The 25,426-nt window shown below is 60.1% G+C and carries 26 protein-coding genes and 4 pseudogenes; 17 read left to right on the top strand and 13 right to left on the bottom strand.

The window, feature by feature from the left end; genetic code table 11:
- The first annotated feature begins 56 nt into the window (after positions 1–56).
- Positions 57–1,130: a helix-turn-helix transcriptional regulator gene (locus tag FJ417_RS22070; protein ID WP_246687513.1), complete on the top strand. Its 1,074-nt coding sequence runs from the start codon at positions 57–59 to the stop codon at positions 1,128–1,130.
- A gap of 9 nt (positions 1,131–1,139) precedes the next feature.
- Here the strand turns inward: FJ417_RS22070 and FJ417_RS22065 are convergent, their stop codons facing one another.
- Entirely contained in the window at positions 1,140–2,534 is a 1,395-nt protein-coding gene (locus tag FJ417_RS22065; protein ID WP_140784900.1) for an NAD(P)-binding domain-containing protein, read from the bottom strand.
- 209 nt (positions 2,535–2,743) lie between these two features.
- Between FJ417_RS22065 and FJ417_RS22060 the strand changes: the two genes are divergently transcribed.
- The 3 genes from FJ417_RS22060 to FJ417_RS22050 all read left to right on the top strand — a co-directional run bounded on the left by FJ417_RS22060 (position 2,744) and on the right by FJ417_RS22050 (position 5,444).
- Entirely contained in the window at positions 2,744–3,520 is a 777-nt protein-coding gene (locus tag FJ417_RS22060; protein WP_140784899.1) for an SDR family NAD(P)-dependent oxidoreductase, read from the top strand.
- A gap of 110 nt (positions 3,521–3,630) precedes the next feature.
- Positions 3,631–4,452, top strand: a complete 822-nt coding sequence (locus FJ417_RS22055; protein ID WP_246682882.1) for an SDR family oxidoreductase — start codon at positions 3,631–3,633, stop codon at positions 4,450–4,452.
- 107 nt (positions 4,453–4,559) lie between these two features.
- Positions 4,560–5,444 carry an SMP-30/gluconolactonase/LRE family protein gene (locus FJ417_RS22050; protein ID WP_181183273.1) on the top strand — a complete coding sequence of 295 codons (885 nt, stop codon included), beginning with the start codon at positions 4,560–4,562 and terminating at the stop codon, positions 5,442–5,444.
- Positions 5,445–6,321: 877 nt separating this feature from the next.
- Here FJ417_RS22050 and FJ417_RS22040 read toward each other — a convergent pair.
- Positions 6,322–7,260: a LysR family transcriptional regulator gene (locus FJ417_RS22040; protein ID WP_140784896.1), complete on the bottom strand. Its 939-nt coding sequence runs from the start codon at positions 7,258–7,260 to the stop codon at positions 6,322–6,324.
- A gap of 618 nt (positions 7,261–7,878) precedes the next feature.
- Between FJ417_RS22040 and tnpB the strand changes: the two genes are divergently transcribed.
- Positions 7,879–8,049 (top strand): IS66 family insertion sequence element accessory protein TnpB, encoded by a 171-nt coding sequence (gene tnpB, locus FJ417_RS33615; RefSeq protein WP_319023014.1) that lies wholly within the window; start codon positions 7,879–7,881, stop codon positions 8,047–8,049.
- A gap of 81 nt (positions 8,050–8,130) precedes the next feature.
- Entirely contained in the window at positions 8,131–8,340 is a 210-nt protein-coding gene (locus tag FJ417_RS22025; RefSeq protein ID WP_140708171.1) for a hypothetical protein, read from the top strand.
- A 183-nt stretch (positions 8,341–8,523) separates the two neighbouring features.
- Here the strand turns inward: FJ417_RS22025 and FJ417_RS22020 are convergent, their stop codons facing one another.
- Both FJ417_RS22020 and FJ417_RS22015 read right to left on the bottom strand, forming a co-directional pair.
- Positions 8,524–9,030, bottom strand: a complete 507-nt coding sequence (locus FJ417_RS22020; protein ID WP_140645537.1) for an Hsp20/alpha crystallin family protein — start codon at positions 9,028–9,030, stop codon at positions 8,524–8,526.
- 96 nt (positions 9,031–9,126) lie between these two features.
- Entirely contained in the window at positions 9,127–9,606 is a 480-nt protein-coding gene (locus FJ417_RS22015) for an Hsp20 family protein (protein WP_140784895.1), read from the bottom strand.
- Between the two features lie 278 nt (positions 9,607–9,884).
- Here FJ417_RS22015 and FJ417_RS22010 point away from each other — a divergent pair, with 278 nt between their 5' ends.
- Positions 9,885–10,268: a DUF982 domain-containing protein gene (locus FJ417_RS22010; protein ID WP_348639948.1), complete on the top strand. Its 384-nt coding sequence runs from the start codon at positions 9,885–9,887 to the stop codon at positions 10,266–10,268.
- Here the strand turns inward: FJ417_RS22010 and FJ417_RS22005 are convergent.
- Both FJ417_RS22005 and FJ417_RS22000 read right to left on the bottom strand, forming a co-directional pair.
- A pseudogene (locus FJ417_RS22005) lies at positions 10,252–10,520 on the bottom strand (protein usg). The gene FJ417_RS22010 and the pseudogene FJ417_RS22005 overlap by 17 nt on opposite strands.
- Before the next feature lie 18 nt (positions 10,521–10,538).
- Complete coding sequence (locus FJ417_RS22000) at positions 10,539–10,880, bottom strand: hypothetical protein (RefSeq protein WP_140645541.1); 342 nt, start codon at positions 10,878–10,880, stop codon at positions 10,539–10,541.
- 336 nt (positions 10,881–11,216) lie between these two features.
- On the opposite strand from FJ417_RS22000, the pseudogene FJ417_RS21995 reads away from it, so the two are divergent.
- Positions 11,217–11,531: pseudogene (locus FJ417_RS21995) on the top strand (co-chaperone GroES).
- 56 nt (positions 11,532–11,587) lie between these two features.
- Positions 11,588–11,788, top strand: coding sequence for a hypothetical protein (locus FJ417_RS21990; RefSeq protein ID WP_140784894.1), 201 nt, complete (start codon positions 11,588–11,590; stop codon positions 11,786–11,788).
- Between the two features lie 651 nt (positions 11,789–12,439).
- Here the strand turns inward: FJ417_RS21990 and FJ417_RS21985 are convergent.
- The 6 genes and pseudogenes from FJ417_RS21985 to FJ417_RS21955 all read right to left on the bottom strand — a co-directional run bounded on the left by FJ417_RS21985 (position 12,440) and on the right by FJ417_RS21955 (position 17,578).
- Entirely contained in the window at positions 12,440–12,802 is a 363-nt protein-coding gene (locus tag FJ417_RS21985; protein WP_140784893.1) for a hypothetical protein, read from the bottom strand.
- A 547-nt stretch (positions 12,803–13,349) separates the two neighbouring features.
- Positions 13,350–14,483 (bottom strand): substrate-binding protein, encoded by a 1,134-nt coding sequence (locus tag FJ417_RS21980; RefSeq protein WP_140708180.1) that lies wholly within the window; start codon positions 14,481–14,483, stop codon positions 13,350–13,352.
- Between the two features lie 85 nt (positions 14,484–14,568).
- Positions 14,569–14,841: a hypothetical protein gene (locus FJ417_RS21975; RefSeq protein WP_027024197.1), complete on the bottom strand. Its 273-nt coding sequence runs from the start codon at positions 14,839–14,841 to the stop codon at positions 14,569–14,571.
- A gap of 90 nt (positions 14,842–14,931) precedes the next feature.
- A complete protein-coding gene (locus FJ417_RS21970) occupies positions 14,932–16,476 on the bottom strand; it encodes an HD domain-containing phosphohydrolase (protein ID WP_246687512.1) in 1,545 nt (514 codons plus the stop codon).
- A gap of 229 nt (positions 16,477–16,705) precedes the next feature.
- Positions 16,706–16,931: pseudogene (locus FJ417_RS21965) on the bottom strand (GMC oxidoreductase); the annotation flags it as partial.
- A gap of 302 nt (positions 16,932–17,233) precedes the next feature.
- Positions 17,234–17,578, bottom strand: a complete 345-nt coding sequence (locus tag FJ417_RS21955; RefSeq protein WP_140784889.1) for a hypothetical protein — start codon at positions 17,576–17,578, stop codon at positions 17,234–17,236.
- An 807-nt stretch (positions 17,579–18,385) separates the two neighbouring features.
- On the opposite strand from FJ417_RS21955, the gene FJ417_RS21950 reads away from it, so the two are divergent.
- The 8 genes and pseudogenes from FJ417_RS21950 to FJ417_RS21915 all read left to right on the top strand — a co-directional run bounded on the left by FJ417_RS21950 (position 18,386) and on the right by FJ417_RS21915 (position 24,337).
- Positions 18,386–18,811, top strand: coding sequence for a hypothetical protein (locus FJ417_RS21950; protein ID WP_140784888.1), 426 nt, complete (start codon positions 18,386–18,388; stop codon positions 18,809–18,811).
- 71 nt (positions 18,812–18,882) lie between these two features.
- Positions 18,883–19,128, top strand: a complete 246-nt coding sequence (locus FJ417_RS21945) for a DUF982 domain-containing protein (RefSeq protein WP_140784887.1) — start codon at positions 18,883–18,885, stop codon at positions 19,126–19,128.
- 13 nt (positions 19,129–19,141) lie between these two features.
- Positions 19,142–19,705, top strand: a complete 564-nt coding sequence (locus FJ417_RS21940; RefSeq protein ID WP_140784886.1) for an SH3 domain-containing protein — start codon at positions 19,142–19,144, stop codon at positions 19,703–19,705.
- Between the two features lie 14 nt (positions 19,706–19,719).
- Positions 19,720–20,316 (top strand): hypothetical protein, encoded by a 597-nt coding sequence (locus tag FJ417_RS21935; RefSeq protein WP_140784885.1) that lies wholly within the window; start codon positions 19,720–19,722, stop codon positions 20,314–20,316.
- 10 nt (positions 20,317–20,326) lie between these two features.
- Positions 20,327–20,518 (top strand): hypothetical protein, encoded by a 192-nt coding sequence (locus tag FJ417_RS21930; RefSeq protein ID WP_140784884.1) that lies wholly within the window; start codon positions 20,327–20,329, stop codon positions 20,516–20,518.
- 227 nt (positions 20,519–20,745) lie between these two features.
- The gene (locus FJ417_RS21925; protein WP_140784883.1) at positions 20,746–22,923 is read left to right on the top strand and encodes a glycogen debranching N-terminal domain-containing protein; all 2,178 of its coding nucleotides are present in this window, start codon (positions 20,746–20,748) and stop codon (positions 22,921–22,923) included.
- Positions 22,924–23,021: 98 nt separating this feature from the next.
- A pseudogene (locus tag FJ417_RS21920) lies at positions 23,022–23,363 on the top strand (chloride channel protein); the annotation flags it as partial.
- A gap of 212 nt (positions 23,364–23,575) precedes the next feature.
- Complete coding sequence (locus FJ417_RS21915; protein WP_140784882.1) at positions 23,576–24,337, top strand: IS5 family transposase; 762 nt, start codon at positions 23,576–23,578, stop codon at positions 24,335–24,337.
- 205 nt (positions 24,338–24,542) lie between these two features.
- Here FJ417_RS21915 and FJ417_RS21910 read toward each other — a convergent pair whose 3' ends face one another.
- Entirely contained in the window at positions 24,543–25,343 is an 801-nt protein-coding gene (locus tag FJ417_RS21910) for a nitronate monooxygenase (protein WP_210240663.1), read from the bottom strand.
- Between the last annotated feature and the right edge of the window lie 83 nt (positions 25,344–25,426).

The following is a 25,426-nucleotide window of genomic DNA, read 5'->3' as shown; positions in this document are numbered from 1 at the left end:
AGGATCAACAATTGGCCATATGACCAATTTTTGGGCCAAAAGGCCAAGGAGGAGGAATGAACGTCCATTCTCCGGTTAGAAACTACGTTCCGAACCCCGGCCAGATCCGGTCTGAAGTTCGAAACGGCATGGCGGGACTGGGATTTTCCACTGCGATAGGACGCGCGAGCGCCGCGATTGGCGATGATGTCTTCTATGACAGATTGCTCGAGGTGATTGCCTCCTTGGTCGAGGCCGACGCGTTTTCTTTGGTGCGGTATTCAAGTTCCGGAGCGCCGGACCTCATCATTCCACGCGAAATCCGCAGCGAGGTTGCCGCGCCCTACGCATCTGGTCTGTATACGCTCGACCCGTTTCACGATTATTGGCGAAGCGTTGGCTCGCCGGCGGTGTGTTCGTTGCGCCGTCTGGCGCCCGCCGAAATGTGGAAAAGCCGGTATGCCCTTGAGTTCCTGCGCGCGGCCAGCATCAGTGACGAGATTGCCGTGTTCTTGCCGCCGATCGGCGGCGCCAGTCCGACGCTCGTGGTCGATCGCGCCGTCGGCGAATTCGGCGCCGCGGAGCTTGCAACGATCGAGAATGCATTTCCCTCGCTGGCCGGTCTGCACGATGCCCACTTGAAAGCCATCATCAGTCATGGCCTGGCAGCAGATGCCACCGAAAAGCCCCTGCGCCTCCTTGACCGGCGCGGCGACGAACTCGCCGCAAACAGCGCGTGGCGCAGGCTGGTCGCCGATCCAAGGGGCGGGCTGGTGGAGGCATTGGTTGAGCTCGCCAGCACCGGCAACACCAAGGCATTGCTTCCTGATGGCCGGCTCGTCGTCCGATCGGCCCTGGGCGCCGATTTCGGTGCAGCACCTGGTGGCCAATGCGACCAAGTCGAGGTATCTGCCATGCACGCACCGCGTGCCGATCCAAATGACTGGCTATCCGTTCTTACCAACCGCGAACGCCAAATCGTCGAGTTGACGCTCGAAGGCCATCCGATCGCCAGCATCGCGGATCGCCTGGGCGTCAAGCGTGGAACCGTCAAAAACCACCGGCTTCGCCTTTATCAGAAGCTCGATATCACCACCGAACGCGAGCTCTTTCTCACCTACGTCCAGCACCTGCGGGTGACAGGCGCCTAACGGCGTTCCTCACTCGGCTGCGGCCCGAAACTCCACATCGGCGACCCTGGGAACCGGCAGCCGGGTGCGCCCGAAGCCAAGAGAACGGGCGCGCTTGCGTCCGCGCTTGAGTTCGCCCTCGAGCTCCGAGAAATAGATGTCCTGGTCGAGCTGCATCGTATGGCGCGCCGACGCGTAATAGCGGCTCATGTGCTTCTTTTCATCGGCGACAATGGTGCGCTTCTGCTCTTCCACGTCGGGCAGTGCATAGTCGCCAGCAAGATATGTCGCTATCCACTTTGCCTGCCGATCTGCAAGCGCAAAGAGCGTGATGCTCGGTTGCGCCAGAGCGATAAAGAACAGGTTTGGTATTCCGGGTTTAAGCACGCGCTTGAACAACGGCAGGCGATTGCCCGGCGCCGAGATCAAGGACCGGTCGAAGAAGGGAAAAGAGACCTTGTAGCCGGTAGCCCAGACGATGATGTCGATCTTCTCACGGCGTCCATCTTCGAAGACGACGCTGTCACCGTCGAGCTCTCTGATGCCGGGCCGAATTTCGATATCGCCCGAGGCAACCAACGTTGGAAATGTGTCCGACACCGAAACGTGCGCTTCGAACACGCGGTGGTCAGGCTTAGGCAACCCGAAATCTTCCATGTGACCGACCGCGAAATGGAAGATCCGACGGCCAACCCAGCGCTGGAGCGACAGCGGCAGCCAAGGATAGAGCTTGCCTTTGTCGGCAGGCTTGCCGAGCAGGAAACGCGGAAAGATATGCGCGCCGCGCCGGGTGCTTACAAAGAGCTTGTTGGTGATATGGCGTGGGCAAAGTTCGTTGGCGATATCCATCGCCGAATTGCCCATGCCAACGACCAGGACGTTCTTGCCCGTGAAATCCACCGGCGTGAACGGGTCGCGATAGCCATGCGAGTGAAGCTGCATGCCCTCGAACTTGCCTGGATAGGCGGGCTCGGGCAGACGCGGATCCCAATGATGTCCGTTGCACACGAACAATGCGTCGTAGGAGCGCGTCTCGCCGTCGCCCAAACGAATCTGCCAGGTCCCATTGGCATCACGATCAGCCTTCTTGACCTCGGTATTGAGTTTGACCTTAGCGGTCAGACCGAAATGGTCCATGTACGACTTCAGGTAGGCCAGCACCTGCGTGTGGTGCAGATAGTGCGGAGTATCTGCGGGCATCGGGAAGTCCGCCAGCTCCAGCTGCAGCTTGGAGGTATCGATGTGCAGCGATCGGTATGCCGCCGACTTCCCATTCGGATTTTCGAATGCCCACTGACCGCCAACCCGATCGCTCATCTCGTACCAGTCGAAGGGAATGCCGCGTTGCGTGAGTGCCTTGGCAGTGACAATTCCGCTGCAGCCTGCTCCGATAATGCAGCATTTGGGAAGGGTATCTGGCTTCATGGCAATGGCTCCCGCGAGACAAATCGTGATCTTGGCAGGACCCTAATTCACGCTTTGAGACCTCAACAATGGTGCCGACGGTCACCATCTCGGACGCGGGTCGGCGAGATGATGCTATCAATAGTGACCTTCGGCACCATTGTTGCGGCAGCGCGCGGTGAAATAGCCTCACCGTTAGCCAAAATCGCCTTTTTCGCCGGAGCCATCACATGACATTCGCCAACCCCTCGCAGGAGAGTTCTTCTGCCCCGTTTCAGGTGCCGCAGCTGCTTGCCGGCCGACGCGCCGTTGTGACGGGCGCGGCCCGCGGAATTGGCAAGGCCATCGCAGACGCATTCGACCAGGCCGGCGCCGCAGTCGTGCGCCTCGACATCAACGCGTCCGAAACGGTTCGGGGCTGTGATATTGCCGACGAAGAGTCCGTAAAACGAATTTTGGCGGAAATCGCTGCTGAAGGTCCCATTGACGACATCGTTCACGCTGCGGCGATCGGTGTTGTCGCCCCGTTGGCCGACATGCAGGTCGCAGACTTTCGCCGTGTACTGGATGTCAACGTGATAGGGGCGTTCCTGGTCGCTCGAGAGGGATCACGGCATCTGCATCGCGGGGGCAACCTCGTCCTCATCGCGTCGCAGTATGGGCTGAAGGGATGGCCTTTGTGGGGTGCTTACTGCGCTTCCAAGGCTGGTGTCCTGCGACTGGCAGATGCGCTGGTGGGAGAACTCGCACCACGGGGCATACGCGTCAACACCATCTCGCCTGGCAGCGTCGACACGGAGATGGTGGCGGCGACAACCGCCAACGTTGCGCGGCAGACTGGCAGCGATGCCGCAACCATCCGCGCCAGCTATGAAGCGGCGATCCCGATGGGGCGCTTCGCGCAACCGCAAGAGATCGCCTATGTCGCCGTCGCGCTCTGCTCGGGCCTCTGCTCGTATGTGAATGGGTCCAACATCGTGGTGGACGGCGGCGAGCTTTCTCGCTGATTGGCGGGGCACCAAGTCTCGGCCTGCGTCGTTCGTTGCGCTGCCGTTGCCGTCAATCGCCGCCTTCGTCGGGGGCTGGTGCCTACACTAAAAATAGTGCCGAAGCGTAAATGACGCGCGCAGCGGCGCCGCGTCATATCCGGGACAACAAGGAGGATAAAATGGTCCAACGCGTGATGATCACTGCGGGAGGTTCGGGCATCGGGTGGGCTATCGCCCAGGCCTTCGCTGACAGTGGCGCCAAGGTCCATGTCTGTGATGTCGATGAGCGGGCATTGCACAATGTGACAAAGACCCATCCGCAGGTCTCGGGTAAGAAAGTGGATTTGAGCGACGAGAAGGCCATCAACGCCTGGTTTGATGACGCACTCCGTGATCTCGGCGGTCTTGATGTCCTCATCAACAACGCCGGCACCAAGGGTCCTACCGGCTATGTCGAGGAGCTCAAACTGAACGACTGGCGTGACTGTCTCAGTGTGTGCCTTGACGCGCAATTCCTGTGTGCCAGGCGCGCCGCGCCTCTGATGAAGAGCCAGTCCTCCGGCAGCATCATCAACATCTCTTCAACGGCCGGTCTGTACGGCTATGGGTTGAGGACGCCTTATGCCGCCGCCAAATGGGCAGTGATCGGGCTCACGAAATCTCTGGCTGTCGAACTCGGGCCATACGGTGTGCGCGCCAACGCGATTTGCCCTGGATCCGTCGATGGCGCCCGCATGCAGCAAGTTATCAAGGCCGAGGCGGAGAGCCGCGGGGTCGCAATCGATGTCCTCCAGAAGGAATATGTCCAATCCCAGTCGATCAAGCGCTTCGTGAATCCGGAGGAAATCGCCGACATGTGCGTGTTCCTGGCTTCGCCGGCCGCGAAAATGGTGACGGGTCAGGCAATAGCGGTCGACGGCCACACGGAGACTTTCCACATTGGCAGCTGAGCCTCGAGGTTCGACTTTCACGGGGCTTCTGAGAGGCCGACGCAACACGGGCCGCCGTCGCGTTCGGATGCTCAGTGATGCGCCCCAAACCGGCAAGGATCGGAAACATGCCAGCAGACATCGCGGAATGGAAAATCTTCGCCCCAACACGCGATCGGCTGGGCGAGAGCATCCTGTGGCACCCGGCAGAGCAGGCACTCTATTGGATAGACTTCTATGGCCCAACCGTGCACCGGCAACGACAAGGCAGTGGCGCCCGCGACAGCTGGAAAATGGATTTCGCCGAGACTATCGGGTCGCTCGTCCTTACCGAAAAGGGCCTGCTTCTCGCGGTGGATCATGGGCTGCACCTTCTCGACACAGCCACTGGGAAAACCCGGGTTTTCGCAAATCCCAAGCAAGGACAAATGAACCTCGTCTACAATGACGCCAAGGTCGACCGTGCCGGGCGCTATTGGGTGGGAACCTATGATGTGTCGGAGCGGGAGCCAAACGCGCTCTTCTATCGCATGGTCCCCGGCACAGGCTGGGTGGTCGGCGACCGGGGCTTCGTGATCTGCAATGGCCCGGCTTTCTCGCCCGACAACCGCAAGCTCTATTTCAGCGATACCGTGGGCCGCCGCATCTTGTCTTACAATCTCGGCAATGACGGATCGATCTCGGGTCGTCGCGTGTTCTTCACCTTTGCCAACAATGATGGAATGCCTGACGGCCTTGCCGTTGATAGTGCGGGCAATGTGTGGTGCGCACTTTATGGCGGCAGCAAGGTTGTCTGTATCGACCCAAAAGGCACGCTTCGACGGTCGCTCTATCTGCCTGCCACATTCGTGACCAGCCTGTGTTTTGCAGGACCAGAACTCAAGACATTGTACGTGACGACCGGCTGGGACGGCAGCACGACCGAGGCGACCAAGGCGAACGACGTCGGAGGCGCGGTATTCATGCGGCGGGTCGATATCGCAGGGTTGCCTGAACCCATCATGGCCCTGTGAGCTGGTGGCCGTTCGGGCCGTCAGACAACCTGCTTGTGACTGCTCCGGGAAAATGGCATTTGCGATCCCAGTAGCCGGAATTGAGGCGCAAAGCTGCCGCTCACATTTGGATACCTGCTGACGCGTACCATGAGGAGGCAAACGCGCCAGGAAGTCGATGCCTAAAAATCGAATTCAGTATCCCCCTTTGTCCATAAGCCCCGCAATTCGGGCTGAGGCGCGACCCAGAAAGTTCGAAAAGCTTCCAAGAACTCCAGTGGATTGCGAGTTGTAGAAAATTTGCCGACCGCTTTGGGGCCGTCTTCTGCCAGTCAGGATTTGGAGCGACAATGCGAAGCGGACCTTCGAAAGCCTGCCCGCCGGAGTCCAAGCCGGCCAAAGTCTTCATGGCGGTACCCCCACGGCATTAGGCTTCGGGAGACAGGGGGTAAGAAGCGAATTGTTCTGCAGTCCCGCGCGGACTCTATCGCGCTACGCGACTTGCTGTCTGGCTAGAACCTGCATCCGACGCTCGATCGCTATCTCGCGACCCATAAACGATCCCGAGCACAAGCACAAAATATCCGACTTGCAGAAGCACCAAAGTGAGAGTGGCCCAGACGGCCGCGATCCAGAGGGAGCCTGTCGCGCCATATGCCCGCGCCGCTAAGGCGCCCGACGTCACCACCATTCCCGTGAGAAACTGAGGAAAATACATGCCACCCAATTCCCTGCCATCATCCCCTCGCGGGCCGTATTTCATTATTTTAGCAGGTACGCAAGTGCGTCGTATTGACGTGCCAACTGCCTCAGGAGCGCAGGAAGAACGGACATTCAAAAACCGCCGCCTAGGGCCGGAAGGCGACATGTTGCGCCGCAACGGCAACGGAGGCCAACTCTATTTCACGCTGGCCGCACCCTGTCGTCCGTGGCGTTTCGGCTGCGGCGACGACATCGTGCCGAGATTGTTCCGGCCGTCACGTCGCGGCTTCAAACCGTCGAACAGCTCCCGCTGGCTCACCATTTCCGCCAGCATGTGTTCGCGAAACAGTCGCACACGCTTGGTGCGTCGGAGATTGGGATGGTAGAGCAGCCAGAGGCCGACATCATGATGCGGCTCCGGGGCGAGATAACGGAGCAGTCGGGCGTCATTGTCGCCCATGAAGCACGGCAGATAGGCGAGGCCCATTCCCTCGCGCAGCGCCGCGAGAGTCAACAAAGTATCGTCGACAAAAAAGCTGTAGTCGCGGTTGGGGCACGCGGCATTTGTCAACGACTGGTGGAAGGCGCAGCATTCCACGCCCAGCCATTTCCGCGTCGCGCCGGAGCGCAATGAGACTACATAGTTGCGCTCGCCATAGACGGCAGAGGCAACCTTGCCGAGCAACGTGCCGACCAGTGTCTCTTGCGGCGTGTTGGTCTGGCGGATCGCAACATCGGCCTGACGCTCGGCCAGGCTGACATACTTGTTCGAGACCTGCACGTGCAGCTCGATTTCTGGATATTTTGCGCTGAAGCGCGCGAATATCGGCATCAGCACCGACGAGGCCATGTTGTTGATCGCAGCGACGCGGAGTACGCCTGTTGGACGATCTTCTTCGCCGCCGAGCGCGCCTTCGACCTCCAGCACCTCGACTTCCATTTTGACGGCAGCGAGCTTCAGCTCCTCGCCCGCGCTGGTGAGCTCGTAGCCCGACGCCTTGCGCTCGATCAGGCGCGTGCCGAGCTGCTGTTCCAGCGCCTTGATGCGGCGCGAGACCGTCGAATGCTGCACGTCGATCCGTTTTGCCGCGCCGCTGATCGATTTATTGCGCGCGACAGCGAGGAAGACCCTCAAAACTTCGGGTAGTGTCTCAGTTTGAAATTTTGACGTTGGTTAAAATTGTCGGGACCGTTGCGCGGTCGCCGCATTAACCGGGGAAGCGGTCGCTCCTTTCAGGGGTGTAGCCGCTTACGAAATCGCAGGAAGCCCGCCGCTCGACTGGGTAGCGGCGGGCTTTTCGTTCCCTGGACGTCCTGCAATCGTTCTTCCGTAGCGTCATCTAATCGACCTGCGGTTGTTAGGAGTTGTCCGCAGCGCGCTTCTTATATGGACCGCGTGCCCGGCTTCGGCGCAACGGCGTCCATTTTCTCGCAAAGGTCTTCCATCGACCACAAAAGTGAACGTGCTTGCTATTTTCCCCAGTGTTTCGCTGCTGCCTTCTTAACGATCTCGGCGCCGCTCTGGCGTCATGTTCTCGGCGCGCTTCTTTCCGCCCTTGGCACCTAGCGCCTTGGCAGCGGGGTCTTTATGATGGGCGGCGCGTGTTTGCGCCGACTGGCAGCACTGCGGCCGCGGTGAAGCGGCAGCTGGCGGCCACGGAGAAGGCGTTATGATCGTCGTTCCGGCCGGCGTGAAAGTGCATCTGGCTTTGGGTCACACCGACATGCGCAAAGGCTCGATGGGCTCGCGACGCTGATCCAGGAACATCTGAAGAAGGAGCCGTTCTCGAGGCATCTGTTCGTGTTCCGCGGCAAGAATGCCTGGCTGCTGAAGATCCTGTTCTGGGATGTCACCGGTCTTTGTCTGTTCACCAAGCGCATGAACCACGGACAGTTCATGTGGCCGAGCCTGGCGGCTCGGTGACGCTGTCGCCGGCACAGCTGTCGGGTTGGCCGAACGTCTGCAATGTTTGGGAGTAGAGGCTGGGCATCCGGGAGAAGTCTAATGCCGGCACTCACCCTGGCAGTCGAGATTGCGGATGCGGTAGCAGCAGCAAAAAAGCGGCGGCGAGCTTCCTTTGATGTGAAATCCAAGGCAGAAGAACTGGCGAGGACTCACTCCAACGCGGGGGCCAGCGTCGGTGATGTCACAGATACTCTCGAAGAGGAGAGCTTGGCCGCTGGCATCATACCGATATCTGAGCCGGGCCATTAGGCCGCGCTCAATCGAGCAGCATGCGTTCCTCTTTAGCGGCAGCCTCGATCGTTCTCGACGGCGCCCGCGTGTTTCGTTCGGGCTTTGCCGGAATGCGGCTCGTCGCTGAGAGGCATTTCTCTTCCTGGTAGAGCAGGTGTGGCGCGGGAGGCCCGGCCTGTCGGCGACCTTCCGCGCCACATGTCAGCTCTTGATTTCGATGCGCTTTGCCTGTGATTGCGCTTTCGCGGTCTTCGGCAGCCTCACCGTCAACACACCGTTTTTGAAGCGGGCGTCGACCTCGCCCTCCTCGACTTCGTAACCGAGGGGGATGCGCCGCTCGAAGCGGCCGTAGTAGCGCTCCGAGAACTGCCGGTCCCTGTCCTCCGTTTCGGAGCGCTTCTCGCCCTTCAGCGTCAGCACGCTGTCATCGAGCAGCACTTCGATGTCCCTTTCCTCCAGACCGGGAACCTCGGCCGTCACCTTGATCTCCTTCTCGCCGTCGGAAATCTCGACGCTCGGCCAGCCGCTGCCGAATGAAGATAGCGTACCGAAGGCCGGTAGCGCAGGGCCGAAGCCGCGGAAAGCGTCGTCGAACAGGCGGTTCACCTCGCGATGCAACGAGAGAAAGGGGTCGCGCTCGTCATCGCGAAACAAGCTCGGAAGCCGGCTATTTTCCCGTCTCCAAGGGATCAGATCACGTACACTCATTGTTGTTCTCCTTTCTGTTGATTGGATTTGACCAATCGTTTCGCGACGGCACCGGGCGAGGCCCGATGCCGCGCGCGCCAGACCATCAGCGAGCTCTCAGGCGACCTGCCTCTCAGCTTCGATCTTCCGGTTCGCCGCGACCTTCGGCATCGTCTTGTCGGATGCGATTTCGATCCTGCGCGGCTTCATCTCTTCGGGAATCTCGCGCTTGAGATCGATCGTCAGCAAACCATTGACGAGACCGGCGCCGCCAACCTTGACGTGATCGGCCAGTTCAAAACGGCGTTGGAAGGCTCGGCCGGCAATGCCGCGATGCAGGTAATGGCTGTTGTCCTCGCCGACCTTCTGGCCAGACACCATGAGCATGTTCTGCTCCTGCGTGACGGTCAGTTCGTCTTGGCTGAATCCGGCGACCGCCATGGTGATGCGGTAGTCGTCCTCATCGGTCTTGGCGATGTCATAGGGCGGCCAGTTGTCGATCGGCTCGCCTCTGCTCGCAGCCTCGAGCGCGTTCAGCATGCGGTCGAAACCGATGCTCGACCTGAACAGAGGGGTAAAGTCGAATGTCGTTCTCATAGCTACATCCTCCATTGAGCAATATAGATACGAGGAGCGCCAAGGATGCGGCGCTCCTTGACCTTCGCTGGCCCTTTCAGGCGCCAGCAAAATCGATCTGGGAATTCAATTCCACCGCGTCAAGAGGCAGAGCGGCAATCATCATGGCGCCCGAAGGCATCGCCGGGCCGATCGGGCTGCCGGCTGCCGATGGGGAGGTTCAACGGTTTTGACGCCGGCCATGCGGCAACCTTGACACGGCATGGGCGGCCAACCATCTCGACAAGGGGCGTTCGCCGATGGCGCCGCCCGATTGCTTGCTCGCAAAAAGACTGGAACAACAAACGGAGGAAGTGATGAACGACGTTCGGTTTCCCGAACCGGTCAAGCTCGAATTTCCCGCCACTTCGCGCAAGGTCGCCAGCAGCTTCGAGGCATTGGAATGCCTGGATCAGCAATGGCCTGAATGGGCGCAGGGACGCAGCTGGCGCGCCGCAGAGCGGGCCTGCCGCGACGCGCTGGATGGCTGGCGCAGCGGCCGTGAGGCTTACAACGCTTTCAAGAAAGCGGCGAAACGGGCCGGCCTGATACCGGCAGATGGCCATTCCGCGCTCCGCAAATGCCGTCCGATGAGGACGACCGGAGGCTTGCGATCTGACGCCACGCTCAGTGGATGGCAATGATCCCGTCGACGGTGCGCAATTCCGAAGGTTGGATGAGGCGACTCGCATGGAATGCAGCGCGCCCACCAGTTCACGCTCCCAATAGCCCAGGAATTCTTGCAGCTCCGGAAACTCCGGCGCCAGGTCATATTCTTGCCAGACGTAGAGCTGCAGCAGGCTCGGGTGATCGGGAAGATGGTAATGGATCTCGGCGGTGGTCAGCCCGTAGCCAACCATCTGCAGTCGGAACTCCCTGCTGACCGCGTTGACCATATGCTTCTCCTTACGATTTCATGCGTCCAGTCGGTCAAACATGTGCCGATGATCGGTTGCCGGATATGGCGTCGCAGCCTCGACATCGAGTTTGCACAAGGCATCCATAATCTGGTCCAAGGTTACCGGCCGCTCGGTACCCGGCGGCTGACGCAGCGCTGGCATGGATTCCACAGCGCAGGCATCCGAAGCCCAGGACGACAGAATCGCCCGCTTTTCCTGACGATCGAGCGTCTCGTCCTTCAAGACCTCGTCAGGATGCTTGAAATGCCTGGCCGGCGCCAGCAGGCGATCGAGCGAATAGTCGGATGTTTCGGGGGCAAGAGAGGAAATTATCGGCGAAAACGTCTGGTGGTTCATCGATGTCCTCCGTCTGCAAAAACTCCTCGAATGGCGTTCGTGTTCCAGGCTGCCGTCCCATGGGCAGCAGCAGCGATAATTTTGTCTGCGAGTCGCGAAAATTCAAGCTGCAAAGTCTCCCGTTCGAACGAAATAGCTGCACGATAACAGTCCGTTGGCACTCTCATTTGCCGAGTGCTAATTTTTTTGCATCGGCCCCTTGAAACCCGAAAATCCCAAAACTAGCTCGATATGCGCGCGCGATGCCCGAGAGGGTCGCGTCGCCCCGCACCGGCCGATATTGCCGGTCCGGTGCGGGGGAACCTCAAAACCTGTTTGTCCTTGAAGGAGAACGACATGGCGTTCCGTCCATTGCATGACCGTATCCTGGTCCGCCGCATCGAAGCCGACTAAAAAACGGCGGGTGGCATCATCATCCCCGATACCGCCAAAGAAAAGCCGAGCGAAGGCGAAGTCATCGCCGTCGGCTCTGGCGTTCGTGACGACGGCGGCAAGCTGGTCGAACTCGACGTGAAGGTCGGCGACCGGATCCTGTTTGGAAAATGGTCCGGCACCGAGATCAAGCTGAACGGTGAGGACCTGCTCATCATGAAGGAGAGCGACGTGATGGGCGTGATCGAGCAGACTGCCACAATGAAGAAGGCCGCCTGAGGGCTTTTTCAAACAGTCAACCAGTCAATGAAAGCTGCCTAAAGAGGAGTTATCCAATGGCCGCCAAAGAGGTGAAAGGTACCGGGATCTTCAGCCCCTCCGAGCAAGCACCCTCCTATGGCGAACCGCGCGATGAAGATGCCAGTAGCTGTCCCCATGGCGACGCATTTGGAATTCCAGAGCTTCCTGAAAGGTTGGTGGGTCAAGGAATTCGTCGAAAAGAGGTTTGGGGAATTTTTCGATCGCACGGGGTTTGACACCGGGTTGCTTTCGGCTTGGCGAACCTTCGCACTTCGTTGGCGCGAACTCTCTGTTCCTGCTTGCGGTCGATGCCTTCGCTGTCCTCTGCTGTTGATGGCAATGCTGAGGACGTTCCGAGTTGGCGGGGCGGGACGCGCCAACGATCGCCGGGCTCGGCGTCTCTTTCGCATAGCGGACAATTGCGTCCAATGCGTGCTCAATCACGTTTCTAGCAGTCCGCATCGCGTTGTGGTCGAGGCCGCATTGGGTGGCGATTTCTCCCCAGTCATACCCGCGGGGTTTACACGGAGGCATTCGGGAGCGGGCGATCAGCTTAAGTAGATACTCTTTTACCTGGGCGCTTTCCTGTGGAGGGAGCACCGGGTCGAGACGGAGGCGGCAGAAGTCAGAAATCTTACGGGCGAGCAGTGCGGTATGCAAAGTTCTAGGCATGCAGGTAAGGCTGATTGGAGTCGCGATGACATTGGAAAGGAACGCGGACATACCCGATTCTCGCCGCTTTGCGATGCCTATGCAGACAAGATTTGCCGAGATCGTTGTAGGCTCGGCAAGATTAGCTGGCCGACGAGCTTTAGGATGGGTCGTAAATTGCGCCCGACCAGGTCGAAGATGTCAGGCGAGGACCGAGCACCTTTGAAAGAACGCAGTTAGTCATTGCTACCTGTGGCTTCGCGGACATCATCCCTGAGAGCGGACATGAACTCGTCTGCCTTCCGCACAGCAAGCCGCGCTGCCATTCGCTGCCCTTCGGCCCAGATAGCTTGAAGCGCCGGATCCTTAAAGACATCGGCAGTGTCTGCCTGCTTCAGCATCTGGGCGCTTCGGCTATGGACGATTGCAACAGCGCGCTCAGCGTCCTCCATCCCGAAGTCATTGCCTCTTATCCGACCAAAGGGCTTCTGGTCCGCTTCCGGAAGCTCATGCCCGGTAACCAGGTTGAATGCCTCGTCCAGCTTGTCGGCTACGCACACGTCGCCTCGTTCAATTCTGAGTTTCGTTTCGACTTTCATAGAGCTCTCCTCGTTGTCTGGTCCCATTATACCCTTCGGCATTCATGATGTTGAACGACGCGTTGAGCTTTTTTGACGTGGGTGCGTTCCAGACGACGCTACGCTCAATCAGGGCGTCGGTTTCACTGGTGCTATCTCTGCTACGTTAGCCCGGCGGCTCTCGGCGCTGCATGCCCGGGACGCAAAAAGCCGCCCCGGTTAGACCGGGACGGTTATTGATTTATGATAAAATTGGTTGCGAGGAGACGTAACCACTGACCCTGACATCCGCTGATTGTGACGATTTGACGAGAGTGCGCCGGATCGAGATTGGCAATAGCTAAAACAGAAAATTCACATCTTGCAAAGGAACAGGGCCTGCACCGGCTAACACCGGCGCTATGCAGCTTGGGCACAGACGGTCCGGTTCATCCAGAAAGGTACCACTCTGCTGGCGATCCCCATCTTGGCGCAACGTCGTCGCTGGCCGTTACGAGAAGGTGGACGGCGAGGGCACCATCTAGCCGCCCTCGCCTATTGGAAGAGCAGTGATCGGGATCCGCGCAGCTCACCTCACGTTGCTCAGTTGGAATTCTTCGGTAAGCATTCGCTGGTTGGGATCGATCGGACCCAGGTTCTTCACGACCCTGAATCGACCGCTCTGTGCCTGTGCGATGTACATGTTCATCCGCACATGATGCTGGCCGGGAACCATCTCCGCCGGGCCCCCAGGTCCCTCACTGATCCGAGCGTGATCGAGCGCCCGGATAACCGCGTCGCGCTCGACGGTGGCGGCCTCATGAACGGCGGCCTCCCACATCTTGATCGCCCGGTAGTGACCAGTGCACCCGCTGCCCGCAGTCAAGGTAGCGCCACCGGGGAACCGCGCGCTGTAGCGCCGCAACAGTGCGCGACCGAACGGTTCGTCGAGTTCCTGGTAATAGTCGAGGCAGCTGTAGAGGCCCTCGATCTGGTCGGGCGGCACCAGGTTGAAGAAGTTCTCATCGAAGTAGGTACAGACGATCCGGCCGCCGCGTTTGCCGAAGCCGGCCTTGTGCAGTTCTTCGAGGAACGGTGTCAGCCCCGGCGGGACGATGGTGTTGAAAACCACGTCGGTGCCGCTCGCCATGATCTGCTGCACCGTCCGCCGGAAATCGACAGTGTCCAGCGGAAAATACTCCTCGCCGACGATCTCGCCGCCATTGGCGCGCACCACCTGGCTCGCGGCCTTGTTCAGCAAATGAGGCCAGATGTAATCGGCCGATGGCAGGTAGAATTTCCTGGCTCCCGTGGACTCCATGAGCCATGGGATCAGCGGCTCGACCTGCTGCGCGGGCACCGGGCCCGTGCAGAAGATCAAGGGATCGTTCTCCTGTCCCTCATACTGCTCGGTATAGATGTAAAGCGTCCTGCCCCGGGTGACCGCCTCGCTTTTGATGGCCAAGCGGGTCGAGCTGTATATGCCGCCGACGACCACATCGATCTTGTCGACGTCGATCAGCTTTGCGGTCCTTGCCTTGGCGGCGCCGTCGTTCGTCTCGCCATCCTCAATGACGAGCTCCACCGGCCGGCCGAGGAGGCCGCCCTTGGCGTTGATGTCGTCGACGAGCATGGTGGTGAGGTTCGCATTGGCGACGCCCATGAAAGACAACGGGCCGGTGAGTTCGGCGATAAGGCCGATCTTGATGGGTTTCGGATTCATGTCATTTCTCCGATTCTGGGTGTTGCGAGTTTTGGGATTGCCGGGCGCGCCGCCGCCAGCCAGCAGGCGGCGCGCAGCGTGGACGTCAGGCCTCGTAGTGACCGAGCAGCAATGCCGCCTGCGGCTTGCCCACATGGCCGGCTTCCTGCAGGATCGCAGGCACCTCCGGATCCGATACGAAATTCTTCCAGCCCTCGGCGTCCCAGTCGAAGATCGCCCAGACGCGGTCGGGCTCGCTGGGGTCACGGAACACGGTTGCGCCGTTCGAGCCGTGCAGCCGGCGCTTGTCGGCGCCCTTGGTCGAAAAGATCCGAATGAAGTGGTCGACGTCCGCCACCTTGGTCGTTGCGAGAAGCATCTGATTTCCTCCTGTCGGTCGCGGCCACCATTGGTCCATCGACAGGCTCACGATGCGCGCGCCGGAGCGGGCGCACATGGGGTGGATTCCCTATGCCGGCATTTCGCCCGGTCGGACAAGGCCGTGCTCGACCGCATAGAGCGCGGCACCGGCGCGGGTGGCCACGCCGACCTTGGAGTAGACGCTCTGGATGTGGTGGTCGGCGGTCTTGGGCGAGATATCGAGCTTGCGAGCCGTCTCCTTCGCCGTAAGGCCGGCGGCGATCAGGCGCAGCACCTCGATTTCGCGCCGCGTCATGCCGGCTAGCGCCTGCGGCGCCGCCCGGCGGGACTGCTGCCCGGCGAAGGACAACACCGCCTCGGCGGCGTCGGGGCAGATACAGCCGTCACGAACAGCCGCACGCAACTGCGTCGCCGCCGCCTCGCTGGACAGCGCCTTGCGGTGCGGACGTTCCTCCCGCGACGTCTGAAAGGCCTCGGCGGCAGCCAGGATCCTGGCCGCCGGAGACAGATCGGAGCCGCTGACCTTGCGGTGATATCCCGAACCGTCCAGGCGCTCGTGATGGCGCAGCACGAGCGCGCCCATCGCATCGCCGCCGTGGCCGAAGGAAGCCAACGCCCGCTCACCGTAATAAGCGTGCAGCTGCGCCGCGTCGCGCTCTCGCACCGACAGCGGGCCGTTGCGCATCCAGGTCGCCACCGGCACGACGAGTTCGCCGATGTCATGGATGCAGCCCGACCAGCGCAGGTCGCGGACATCGGCGGTGGGCAACCCGATCCGCTGGCCCGCACCCGCGGCCAGTTCCGACACCATTCGCGAATGGCCCTGCGTAAAGGGCATGCGCATGTCGATCATGTCGGCGATGGCGAGGAACGCCTCGTCACAAGCCGCCTCATCGAGCGTCACCGGCGGATCGGGCTCCAGCGCCAAAATCGTCTCGCGATCGACTGTCGCGCCGATATCCTTCATCAGCGCGGTCGCGTTGGCCGAGACGAGCCGGGCTAGACCCGCTTCGTATGGGCCATCGCCGCGACTGGCAACGGTTTCGGCCATCGCGTCGATACCGACAGCATCGCTGAGCGCAATAACATCCTGCGCCAATGTGATCAGGCGGACGGCCGGCAGAACATCCTCGCCGCTCAGCCCGCGCGGCAGGCCCTTGCCGTCCCAGCGTTCGTAGATCTGGCCAAGGTTGCGCCGGATGTCCTCGGACAGGCTAAGCCGCTCGCCGATACGCTGAGCGACCTCGCAATGCGCAGTCAGCACCGGGCGCGCCACGGCCAGCGCCTGCGCCATCGCAGCCTCGATCGCCCTGGCCTGCGCGTCAGGCTCGAGATCGTAGTAGAACCGCTTGAATGCCTGCACGAAGACCCTGCCCAATTCCGCGCGGTTGCCCATGTCGAGAGCGACAAGATCCTGGCGCAGTGCGATTTCGTCACCGAAGGTGGCCGCCAGGAGGGCCGTATCCGCATTGCAGCCGACATAGCGCAGCATCGACTGGTGGTAGGCATTGCGCCGGTCCTGCTCGGAAACACCCGCAAGGTCCGCGATCCGCATTGCAAGCACGCAAGATTTCAGCGCGAAGTCGCGGGAATGGCCTGTCGCGAGGTCCGACGCATACGCGAGGACCATCATGAAGTCCGCTCGGCGTATCGAGACTTCTGTCATCGCACACCCCAACCAGCACATATGCTATCCCGGCGCGCGCCGAATACCTAGGGCAAAAGTCGGAGGCCGGATGTGTATGCTATAAAGAAGCGGCTACCCGCTTGAGGCCGAAACGAGACGGTCTGCGTTCACAAATTCAGAGGCTAGACGCCGATTTGACTAGAAAGTTCAGATTCTAGACGGGTGACATCTCAGCTCATGCGACCGCCGCCATTGGCGGTTGCGAACGACCAGAGCGGATGCCTTTTATGAGATCGGCACCTTTTTCACCGATCATCATTGTCGGGCCGTTCGTATTGCCGCTGATGAGCACTGGCATGATCGAAGAGTCAATCACCCTTAAGCCATTTACTCCGCACACCCGCAATTCTGGGTCAACGACGGACATGTCGTCGATGCCCTCCTGCGGTCCCTGCCGGGTGAGGCTGCGGGTTGTGATCGTTCACGATGACGAAGGATTGGCCCCCAGCCAGTGCCTGGGCAATCCCGAAAATCCGAGCGTGGCGCTCGACGGGCGGGACGGCGCGCACGTCTAGCTGGGGTTGTGATGAGACTTGCGATTCAGACATATTCATAAATCCCGACTGCTGTGGAAAGCGCCGAGCAACGACACCCTTGGCCCGGCGCCAAAGTTTTAGCCCGGTCGAAATCCGTCTATTTGCCGAAGCGCAAACAATTCGCCGAAAGTGCAGAGACCCGCCAGGTCCCGCTCGGACTTATTCTGCTACACAACGATCAACAGGACCGTGCCGCCGAGAACGATCAGGGATAGCCCCGCGATGAGCATGGGCAACAAGGTGTGGCCCGTCTTGGCCCCGCTTGCCGCTTCAGTGCTGAACACGAGAGCTGGCCACTCTTCGATCACTTTTTTGCTCCTGAGCTTCATCGCGCCACCCGCGCTCGCTGCTGCGCTGGTATTCGCCGTCTGCGGAACGATCGCGCTGGCAATTCCCGGTCCGAACGGGAAAATCTTGCCGCTCCGCGCAATCCATTCGAACTGGCGCCGTTGCTGATCTTTGCGTGCTATTTGCGACGGCAAGCGCTGCGCTGGCATCGCAATTCGAAGCACGGGGTCTTCTCGCGCCCGGTAGCGACGTGACCGCCAAAGGCGATCTGTGAAATTGATTTCACGAGCTGAGCAAGAGCCCCAATGACTACTGCAAAGTCGGAGCTGTAGCTGCCGGTGCCCAAGGACAAAATGGCCACTCACCGATGGCTACTCGCCGTAGCTTTGACGAGGGCAACGGCTGAGGTTTCAAAAATCCGCCAAGCCTATCATTGGCGGGAGCGCGGGCAGGAGTGATTTCTGAGCGACTAAATATAAAGTGTTTCACGAGTTATCCTGGGATCCCAATTGTGCAACCATCGGTCTCCGCACGAGGAGTTTTCAGCGGCGGCGTTCCAGGAAATGCCTTTCCATCGCTTGCCCCCAAAGCGCGAGGCACTAGCGTCCGACCGCATCGCCGGTTCGGCCGCGAAAGCTGCCAAATTCCAGTCAACTGATCACGCCAGCCTAACTCCACTTCACATAATCGCGACTGGCCTGGAATAGTTCAGTCGCGGGCTCGGTATATGCGGCATCGAGGTGAAGTTTGTCCGCACTCACTATTTTGGAAAATTTCCGAACGCTCCAGCATATCGTCACAGGCGCTAGAGTACGGGGGACGAGCGTGAGCGTTCGAGGACCTGCGCCGGCGTGCTCGCGACCGAAAGTTCTGCCAATCGGCCCCAGCATTCCCCTGCCCTGTCTCCTGACCTGGGTCGCCCCTGCGGAGAGGCCTCATCATGTCGATCGATCGGTCGATTTCCGGCCATTGTCGGTTGGGGCGGCGGAAATCAACCGGAAACAATGAGCGTATCTCAAAAGGAGGAAACCATGGCAAACGATCAAACACTATCGCAACGCTTCGACGAATACCAACCGTCCAAGACACTCTGGTTTTGGTCGGTAGTGGGTGCTGCGGTGCTGACGATGATCGTCGGCTTCACAGCCGGCGGTTGGACGACGGCCGGAACGGCATCGGAAATGGCGAAGACCTCCGCCATCAAGGCCAAGGCCGAACTGGCGGCTAATCTCTGTGTCGAGAAGTTCATCACAGCGTCGAACGCCAGCGATAATCTGGCTAAGCTCAAGGGAACCTCCTCATACCAAAGAGATAGTTTCATCAGCGATGGCGGGTGGGTGAAACTGGCCGGTATGAAGAAGGATGTGCCGGGCGCCGCGGATCTGTGTGCGGACAAATTGGCCGCGATGGACACCATCCCGCCGAACAGCGTAGCTCAGGACAGCACCAAGAGCTAATCGCCGATCCTTGATTTTCGCCCGGCGGCGCGAATGTTTTGCTGGGCGGCCATCACGATGGAGGCATAGCAATGTATGAAGCGTGGTTTTCAAGGCCGGTGCCAGTCGCCACCGGAATATCCGGCGAGATCAAGAACCTTTCCAACGCCAATCAGGCAGTCGACCTGCTTAGCAAGCACTGGCGCAGTGCAGGAAGTCAGAAGCATCTGGCGGCGCTACGCGCCTGCCGCCAGGCCATGAATGGCGGTATTGCGGCTGACGTTGCCAGGAACGCATTGATCGACGCGGCCCGAGAGGCGCACATGCTCGTCGAATAGGCCAAGATTGCCCATGATCGAGCTTGGAGCACCGTTCGGTTTCTTAGCGGTCCGGCGGCAGGTCAGACGTCAGTTGTGCAACGCACTCGTCCGTTTCGCTCTTACGATTGCGTTGGTTGCGGCATCCGCCAGGACGACGGGGCTCCGAGCAGAAGCTGGCCCCCTTCCTCTGCCTCGCTTCGTCTCGCTGAAAGCTTCGTCCGCTAATCTGCGTGTCGGGCCGGGCACTGGGTATAACATTGAATGGGTCTTCAAACGACGGGGTATGCCCTTGGAGATTTATCAGGAGTACGGCAATTGGCGCCGGGTAAGGGATTGGGACGGAACCAGCGGGTGGATCTACGGTTCACTCCTGTCAGGGCGCAGGACCGGCATCGTCGCCCCTTGGTCAAGGGATCACATTGCCCTGTACGCGAAGCCGGCAACGGATAGCTCCATCGCTGCCTGGCTCGAACCTCGCGTCGAGGTCAAGCTGACCCGGTGCGACGGGCAGTGGTGCGCGGTGGCGTCAGGTCCATCAACCGGCTTTATGAAACAAGTCGGCCTGTGGGGTGTCTACCCCGGTGAAGTGCTTTGAAGTGGTGGCTCAGGATGGTCGATCGAACGGTATTGATTTCGGGCGGGGGATTGCGGGGCCGGCTCTTGCCTTTTTGGCTCGCGGCCGCCGGATTCCGGCCAACGCTGATCGAGCAGGCGCCTCAATTGCGCGCCGGGAGTTATGTCATCGATTTTTGGGGTCTTGGCTATTGGATCGCAGAGAGGATGGGCCTGGGGGCAGACATCAATCGCGTGGGATATCATGTGCGCGAAATGCGCATCGTGAACGATAGCGGAAAGCGCGTCACAGGCTTTGGCACGGACGTCTTCGGCGAGTTGACAAACGGCCGCTATGTGATCCTCGCACGCAGCGATCTCTCTCGCTTGCTGTTCGAAAAGATCAAAGACACAACCGAGATCATTTTCGGCGATGAGATCGCCGGATTCGAGGAAAAGTCAGACTGCGTCAGCGTGCGGCTGAAACATGGGGCCAAACGCGAATTTGATTTGGTGATTTGTGCCTTCCTGTTCGTCTTTACCGTCGACAGCGGCTCCCTGGCACATTTGGGGCACAAGGTCCATTTGTCGCCCGTACCAAACAAAGGCAAGCGGACGCTTGGAAGCGGCTATCATGCGTTCGCCCGGCACTAGGGAGGCAGGCATGTCACCGTACGGTGTGGTTGATCCCGTGGAACTCGCTATTTTGAGAAAAGCGTTCGACGACTATTGCGCCGCGCACCGGGTCGTCGCCGATTCTGACCGCGAGCGGATCGCACTCAAGGTGATGAGCCTTTTCAGGCAGGGCGTGATTAATCCCGAGCAACTCTCGGCGGAGCTCGAAAAGGTCGCGTAGCGACCACTGATGGACAGAGTGCCAGACGAGACCCTCGCGGTCCCTGCCCTGCTCGGAACCGTTGTTCTTGCCCGGGAAATTGGCAATCCGGCTCCGGATATATTCTCGCCGGCGCGAGAAACCGGGCCTTGAGCTTTCAACCGTGACGGCATGCCACCCGCTTGCCCAATTTCTTTCCGGATCAATGGCGGGCGACTGCGACCAACGACAGATAAGGCACCTCCGGCATGACCCTTGAAATTGCGATCGGACCGCCGCGATTGGCAATCAACGAGGGCCTCGGCTTCCTGGTCACAGATCAGGATGGCCAAATCACCTGGCCAACACACCAAGGTCTATACGCCTCCGATACACGCGTCGTCTCCAGTTGGCAGATCTATGCGAATGGAGAACCCTGGGATCTGCTCAACTCCGGGAACATCGCCCACTTCGCCGCCAAGATCTATCTCGTAAACCGGCTCTTCGAGACCGAAACCGGTCCGGTGGAGGGTGGCAACCTGGGGTTGCTTATCGGTCGCGCCCTGGGTCACGGAGGGCTGCATGAGGATTTTGACCTGGTGAACCACGGATCGGAGGCGGTTGAATTCAATCTGGAGGTCGGCATCCGTTGTGACTTCGCCGACCTCTTCGAGGTGGAGGCCGACTCAGTTGTTCGCCGTGGTCGTATCACCACGAAATGGACGCCTGCAAGCGCGCGCCTTCGCACGTCGTACGTCAATCGGGATTTCAGGCGGGCCATCACCATAACGGTGGACAGAACACCCACAAAACCTGTCTATGCGAATGGGAGGATATCGTTCGACATCAGGCTTGATCCTGGCGCTAGCTGGCACGCCTGCCTGCTCTACGACTTCGAACAGGGCCAAAAGACGTCTCGGGCCTCGCGCGTCTGCGTCGACGACTGCTTGAGTTCGAAGGCCGCAAAACGGGTCTCCGCTTGGCGCAGCATGGTATGCAAGCTCAGCACGTCGAATGGCGAATTCCAGCAGCTCTACAATCAGGCGATCGAAGATATGGCGGCACTTCGACTGCCGATCGAAGGCACGGACCAGCTCGAGTATGTTCCGGCCGCCGGTTTGCCTTGGTTCATCGGGCTATTCGGCCGCGACAGTCTGATTGTCTCGCTCCAGAATTCCTTGATCTATCCCGATTTCGCGCGAGGCGCCCTCGATGTCCTTGCTCGGTTTCAAGCCACCTCACATGATGACTATCGCGACGCCGAGCCCGGAAAGATCATGCACGAGCTTCGTACAGGCGAACTCGCTCATTTCAATCTCATTCCGCATACGCCCTACTATGGCACCGCCGATGCGACGCCCCTCTATTTGGTCGCGCTTCACAACGCCTGGCGCTGTACCGGGGACGCAAGTTTGATCGAGCGGCACATCGACACCGCCGAGAAGTGCCTGGACTGGATCGATCGCTATGGCGATCGCGACGGTGACGGGTTCCAGGAATACGAAACTCGCTCAAACGCAGGCTATGAGAACCAGAGCTGGAAGGACGCCGACGACGCCGTCGTCTATCCCGACGGCACACCGGTCAAGGGACCGAAGGCCCTTTGCGAGCTGCAGGGCTATGTCTACGATGCCTGGCAGCGAATGGCTGAAATCTACGATGCCAGAGGCGATGGTGATCGTGCCGGGCAACTTAGGGCCAAAGCCAAAACGCTGTTCGAACGGTTCAACGACGTGTTCTGGGATCAGGCGTCGGGCTTCTATGCGTTTGCGTTGGATGGGAACAAGAAGCCGGTTCTGAGCGTCGCATCCAACCCTGGCCATTGTCTTTGGTCCGGTATTGTCGCACCGGAGCGAGCCGCCAGCGTGGTGAAGAGGCTCATGATGCCCGACATGTGGAGCGGCTGGGGCATCCGGACACTCTCGGCCGATCATCGAGCCTACAATCCGCATTCGTATCAAAGAGGCTCCGTCTGGCCCCATGACAATGGGCTGATCGCGCTCGGGTTTCGGCGCTACGGATTCTTCAAAGAAGCTGCTTGTATCGCCGGAGATGTGAGCGGTGCGGCGAGCTACTTCATGCAGCATCGCATGCCCGAACTCTACGCCGGGTCGACGCGGACGCCGACGACTTTTCCAGTGCAATACAAGCGGGCAAACGTTCCGCAGGCATGGGCCGCGGGCTCATGCTTTTCCTTTTTGCAGGCGATCGTTGGGATGCGAGCAGACGCGCCCAACGGCAAGTTGTACATCGACCCGAGGCTGCCCGATTGGATGCCAGAAATGACCTTAAGGGACCTGCGCCTGGGTGAGAATCTCCTCCACCTTCGGTTTTGGCGTAATGGCCCTGCCACGCATTGGGAAGTGTGCGGAGGAGATGCGTCTCTGGCGGAATCCCACAATTGCGCGACAGGCCCGAACTTGTGGGACGTCGGCCGTGGCACCTAATGCATTGGCGCAAACCGTGCAGCAGTCACTTGAGCAGAACGGCGGCAGCGGAGTGCCTCCGATCGCACCGCGCGCCTGGATATAGCCCGTTCCGAAGGTTCTTCTTCGTGGAGAAGTTCGCGGCCGGTCCGCTGTCGATTGTGTCGGGCATCCAGAGGGTATCTTCGCGCGCCGTCGCTGGCCGTGGGCGCCGACCTGGGAAGCACGCTTGGCCTCATCCTCGGCGCAAGCACCAGCTTCGCCATGCTTGGTATGGCCGGCTACTTCGCCGGCGTCGATGACAGCCTTCGTCATCATCCTGGAGAGGACCGGAAACCACGATAACGTGATTGCGCTGATGTGTGCGGCGATGCTGGGCTACGGGACGGCTCGCCTGATTTCGCATGAGCCACATGCAATTCCCGGATATTCATGCCGAGGCAATCAGGAAGCGACGGGCGGTATCGGGACGCCGTCAAGGCGATTTAGTGGCTTCAGAGCCGCCCTCCCCAATCAGGTGGTTCGAAAAGCACACGGACGAGATGGATGGCAATTGCCAAAGCAGCACCACAATCAAGAGTGCGATCTTTACCGTTTGTCCATGGCCGGAGCCTAGGCTCAGGACCTATTAATTTAGTTTGAGATGTGTTTCACGGTTTCCGAGGAGGCCGTAATGGGTGACTTGTTTTTGCTGAGCGAGCGCCAGATGGCGCGGATATTGCCGTTCTTCCCGCTGTCGCACGGAGTTCCCCGGGTCGATGACCGGCGGGTGGTGAGCGGCATCATCTACGTGATCCGCAACGGGCTGCAGTGGAAGGATGCGCCGGCCGGCTACGGCCCGCACAAGACGCTCTATAATCGCTTCATCCGCTGGAGTCCGATGGGGGTGTTCGACCGCATCTTCGCCGGCCTTGCCGGGGAAGGACCGAAATCCGAGCGCATCATGATCGATGCGACGCATCTGAAGGCTCATCGCACGGCGGCGAGCCTGCTTAAAAAGGGGGATGTTACACGTCGTATCGGACGCCCCAAGGGCGGGCTGAACTCGAAGCTCCACACCGTGTGCGACGGTGATGGACGGCCGCTCATCCTGCTCCTGTCGGAAGGCCAGATGAGCGACCACAAGGGCGCCCGTCTAGTGCTCGACGCTTTGCCGCCAGCCTCTCATCTAATCGCTGAGCGCGGCTACGACAGCGCTTGGTTCCGCGAGGAACTCGAAGCCAGGGGCATCGAGCCGTGCATCCCGTCCAGCCGGAGCCGCAAAGTCCCATACGCCTACGATGCGGCGCTCTACCGCCTGCGCCACAAGGTCGAGCACCTGTTCGCCAAACTCAAGGATTGGCGGCGCATCACCACCCGCTACGACCGATGTGCCCATACCTTCTTCTCGGCTATCTGCATCGCAGCCGCCGTCATCTTCTGGCTCGATCAATGAGCCCTGGCGTTGCGGGCTTTAGAAGGTTGGATCATTCCCAAGCCGTGCGAGTATTGCCCGCGCCTCGTCCCTTATTTCGCGGACAATCTCGGCGGCCGGCTGGAGGTGATGGACGAGGCTGACGCCTTGGCCCGACCATAAGGCAAGGGCGTCAATATCGCCGTCGTCCCCCGATCCCGGCGTGTGAGATTGATATGTAATCACATCACCATATGGCGACGACCGCGCCTTCGTTGGGACGCCCACCTGCCAGCGGGCGTCCGGCTGCCTCCCAAGCTTCAATTGTTTTGTTGCGGAGGCTACGGTGTGGAGCGTCGGGCCACCCGACATTGAAAACAGTCCCGTATTCTGTGTCCGTCTCCTTGGCTGCGAGGATGCGGTCGCGATAGCGCGGATGAATTGGAGCTTCGATGCTCGCGAGAAAGCGGGTACCGATCCAGGCGCCCGCGGCACCAAGTGCCATCGCCGCAGCTAAACCGCGTCCATCCGCAATGCCACCGGCGGCAAGAACGGGAACCGGCGCGACCTGGTCAACAACTGCCGGAACCAACGCCATCGTGGCAACCCTACCGTAAACGTGGCCACCCGCTTCCCAGCCTTGCGCAACGATTGCGTCCGCACCATCCTCGGCTGATATCCGAGCCTGATCGGCGCTTCCTGCCGTATGCAGCACCTTTGCACCGCCACGATGCGCCGCAGCCGTCAGCGAGCCTGCCTGACCCCAGAAAAATGAGACCACCGGCACGCCTTCTTCTAAGCAGATCGCGAGGCGCTCTTCCTGCGGATAAGTCAACACGAGATTGACGCCGAATGGCCGTTCAGTCAGGGCCTTAGTAGCCCGAATTTCTGCGCGTACCGCTTCGGGCGGACTCCAGCCGAGGGCGAGCATCCCGAGCCCGCCTGCATTGCTAACCGCGGCCGCGAATTGCGGAGACGTAGCTCCACCCATTGCCGCCTGGACAATCGGGATTTCTATGCCGACAACAGTAGTGAAGACGTTGGTCATTGCGCTCCCCCCTGAGTCCACCATCCGGGCAACGCCTTTGCCCGACTTAGGGACAGTGATCCAAAGAAGGCATGGAGGCAAAC

Origin of the sequence: Mesorhizobium sp. B3-1-7, assembly GCF_006439385.1 — a bacterium.
In the GTDB taxonomy this organism is placed as follows: domain Bacteria; phylum Pseudomonadota; class Alphaproteobacteria; order Rhizobiales; family Rhizobiaceae; genus Mesorhizobium.
The sequence above is the reverse complement of the archived record's forward strand: the minus strand, read 5'-3'. Positions and strand labels throughout refer to the sequence as shown.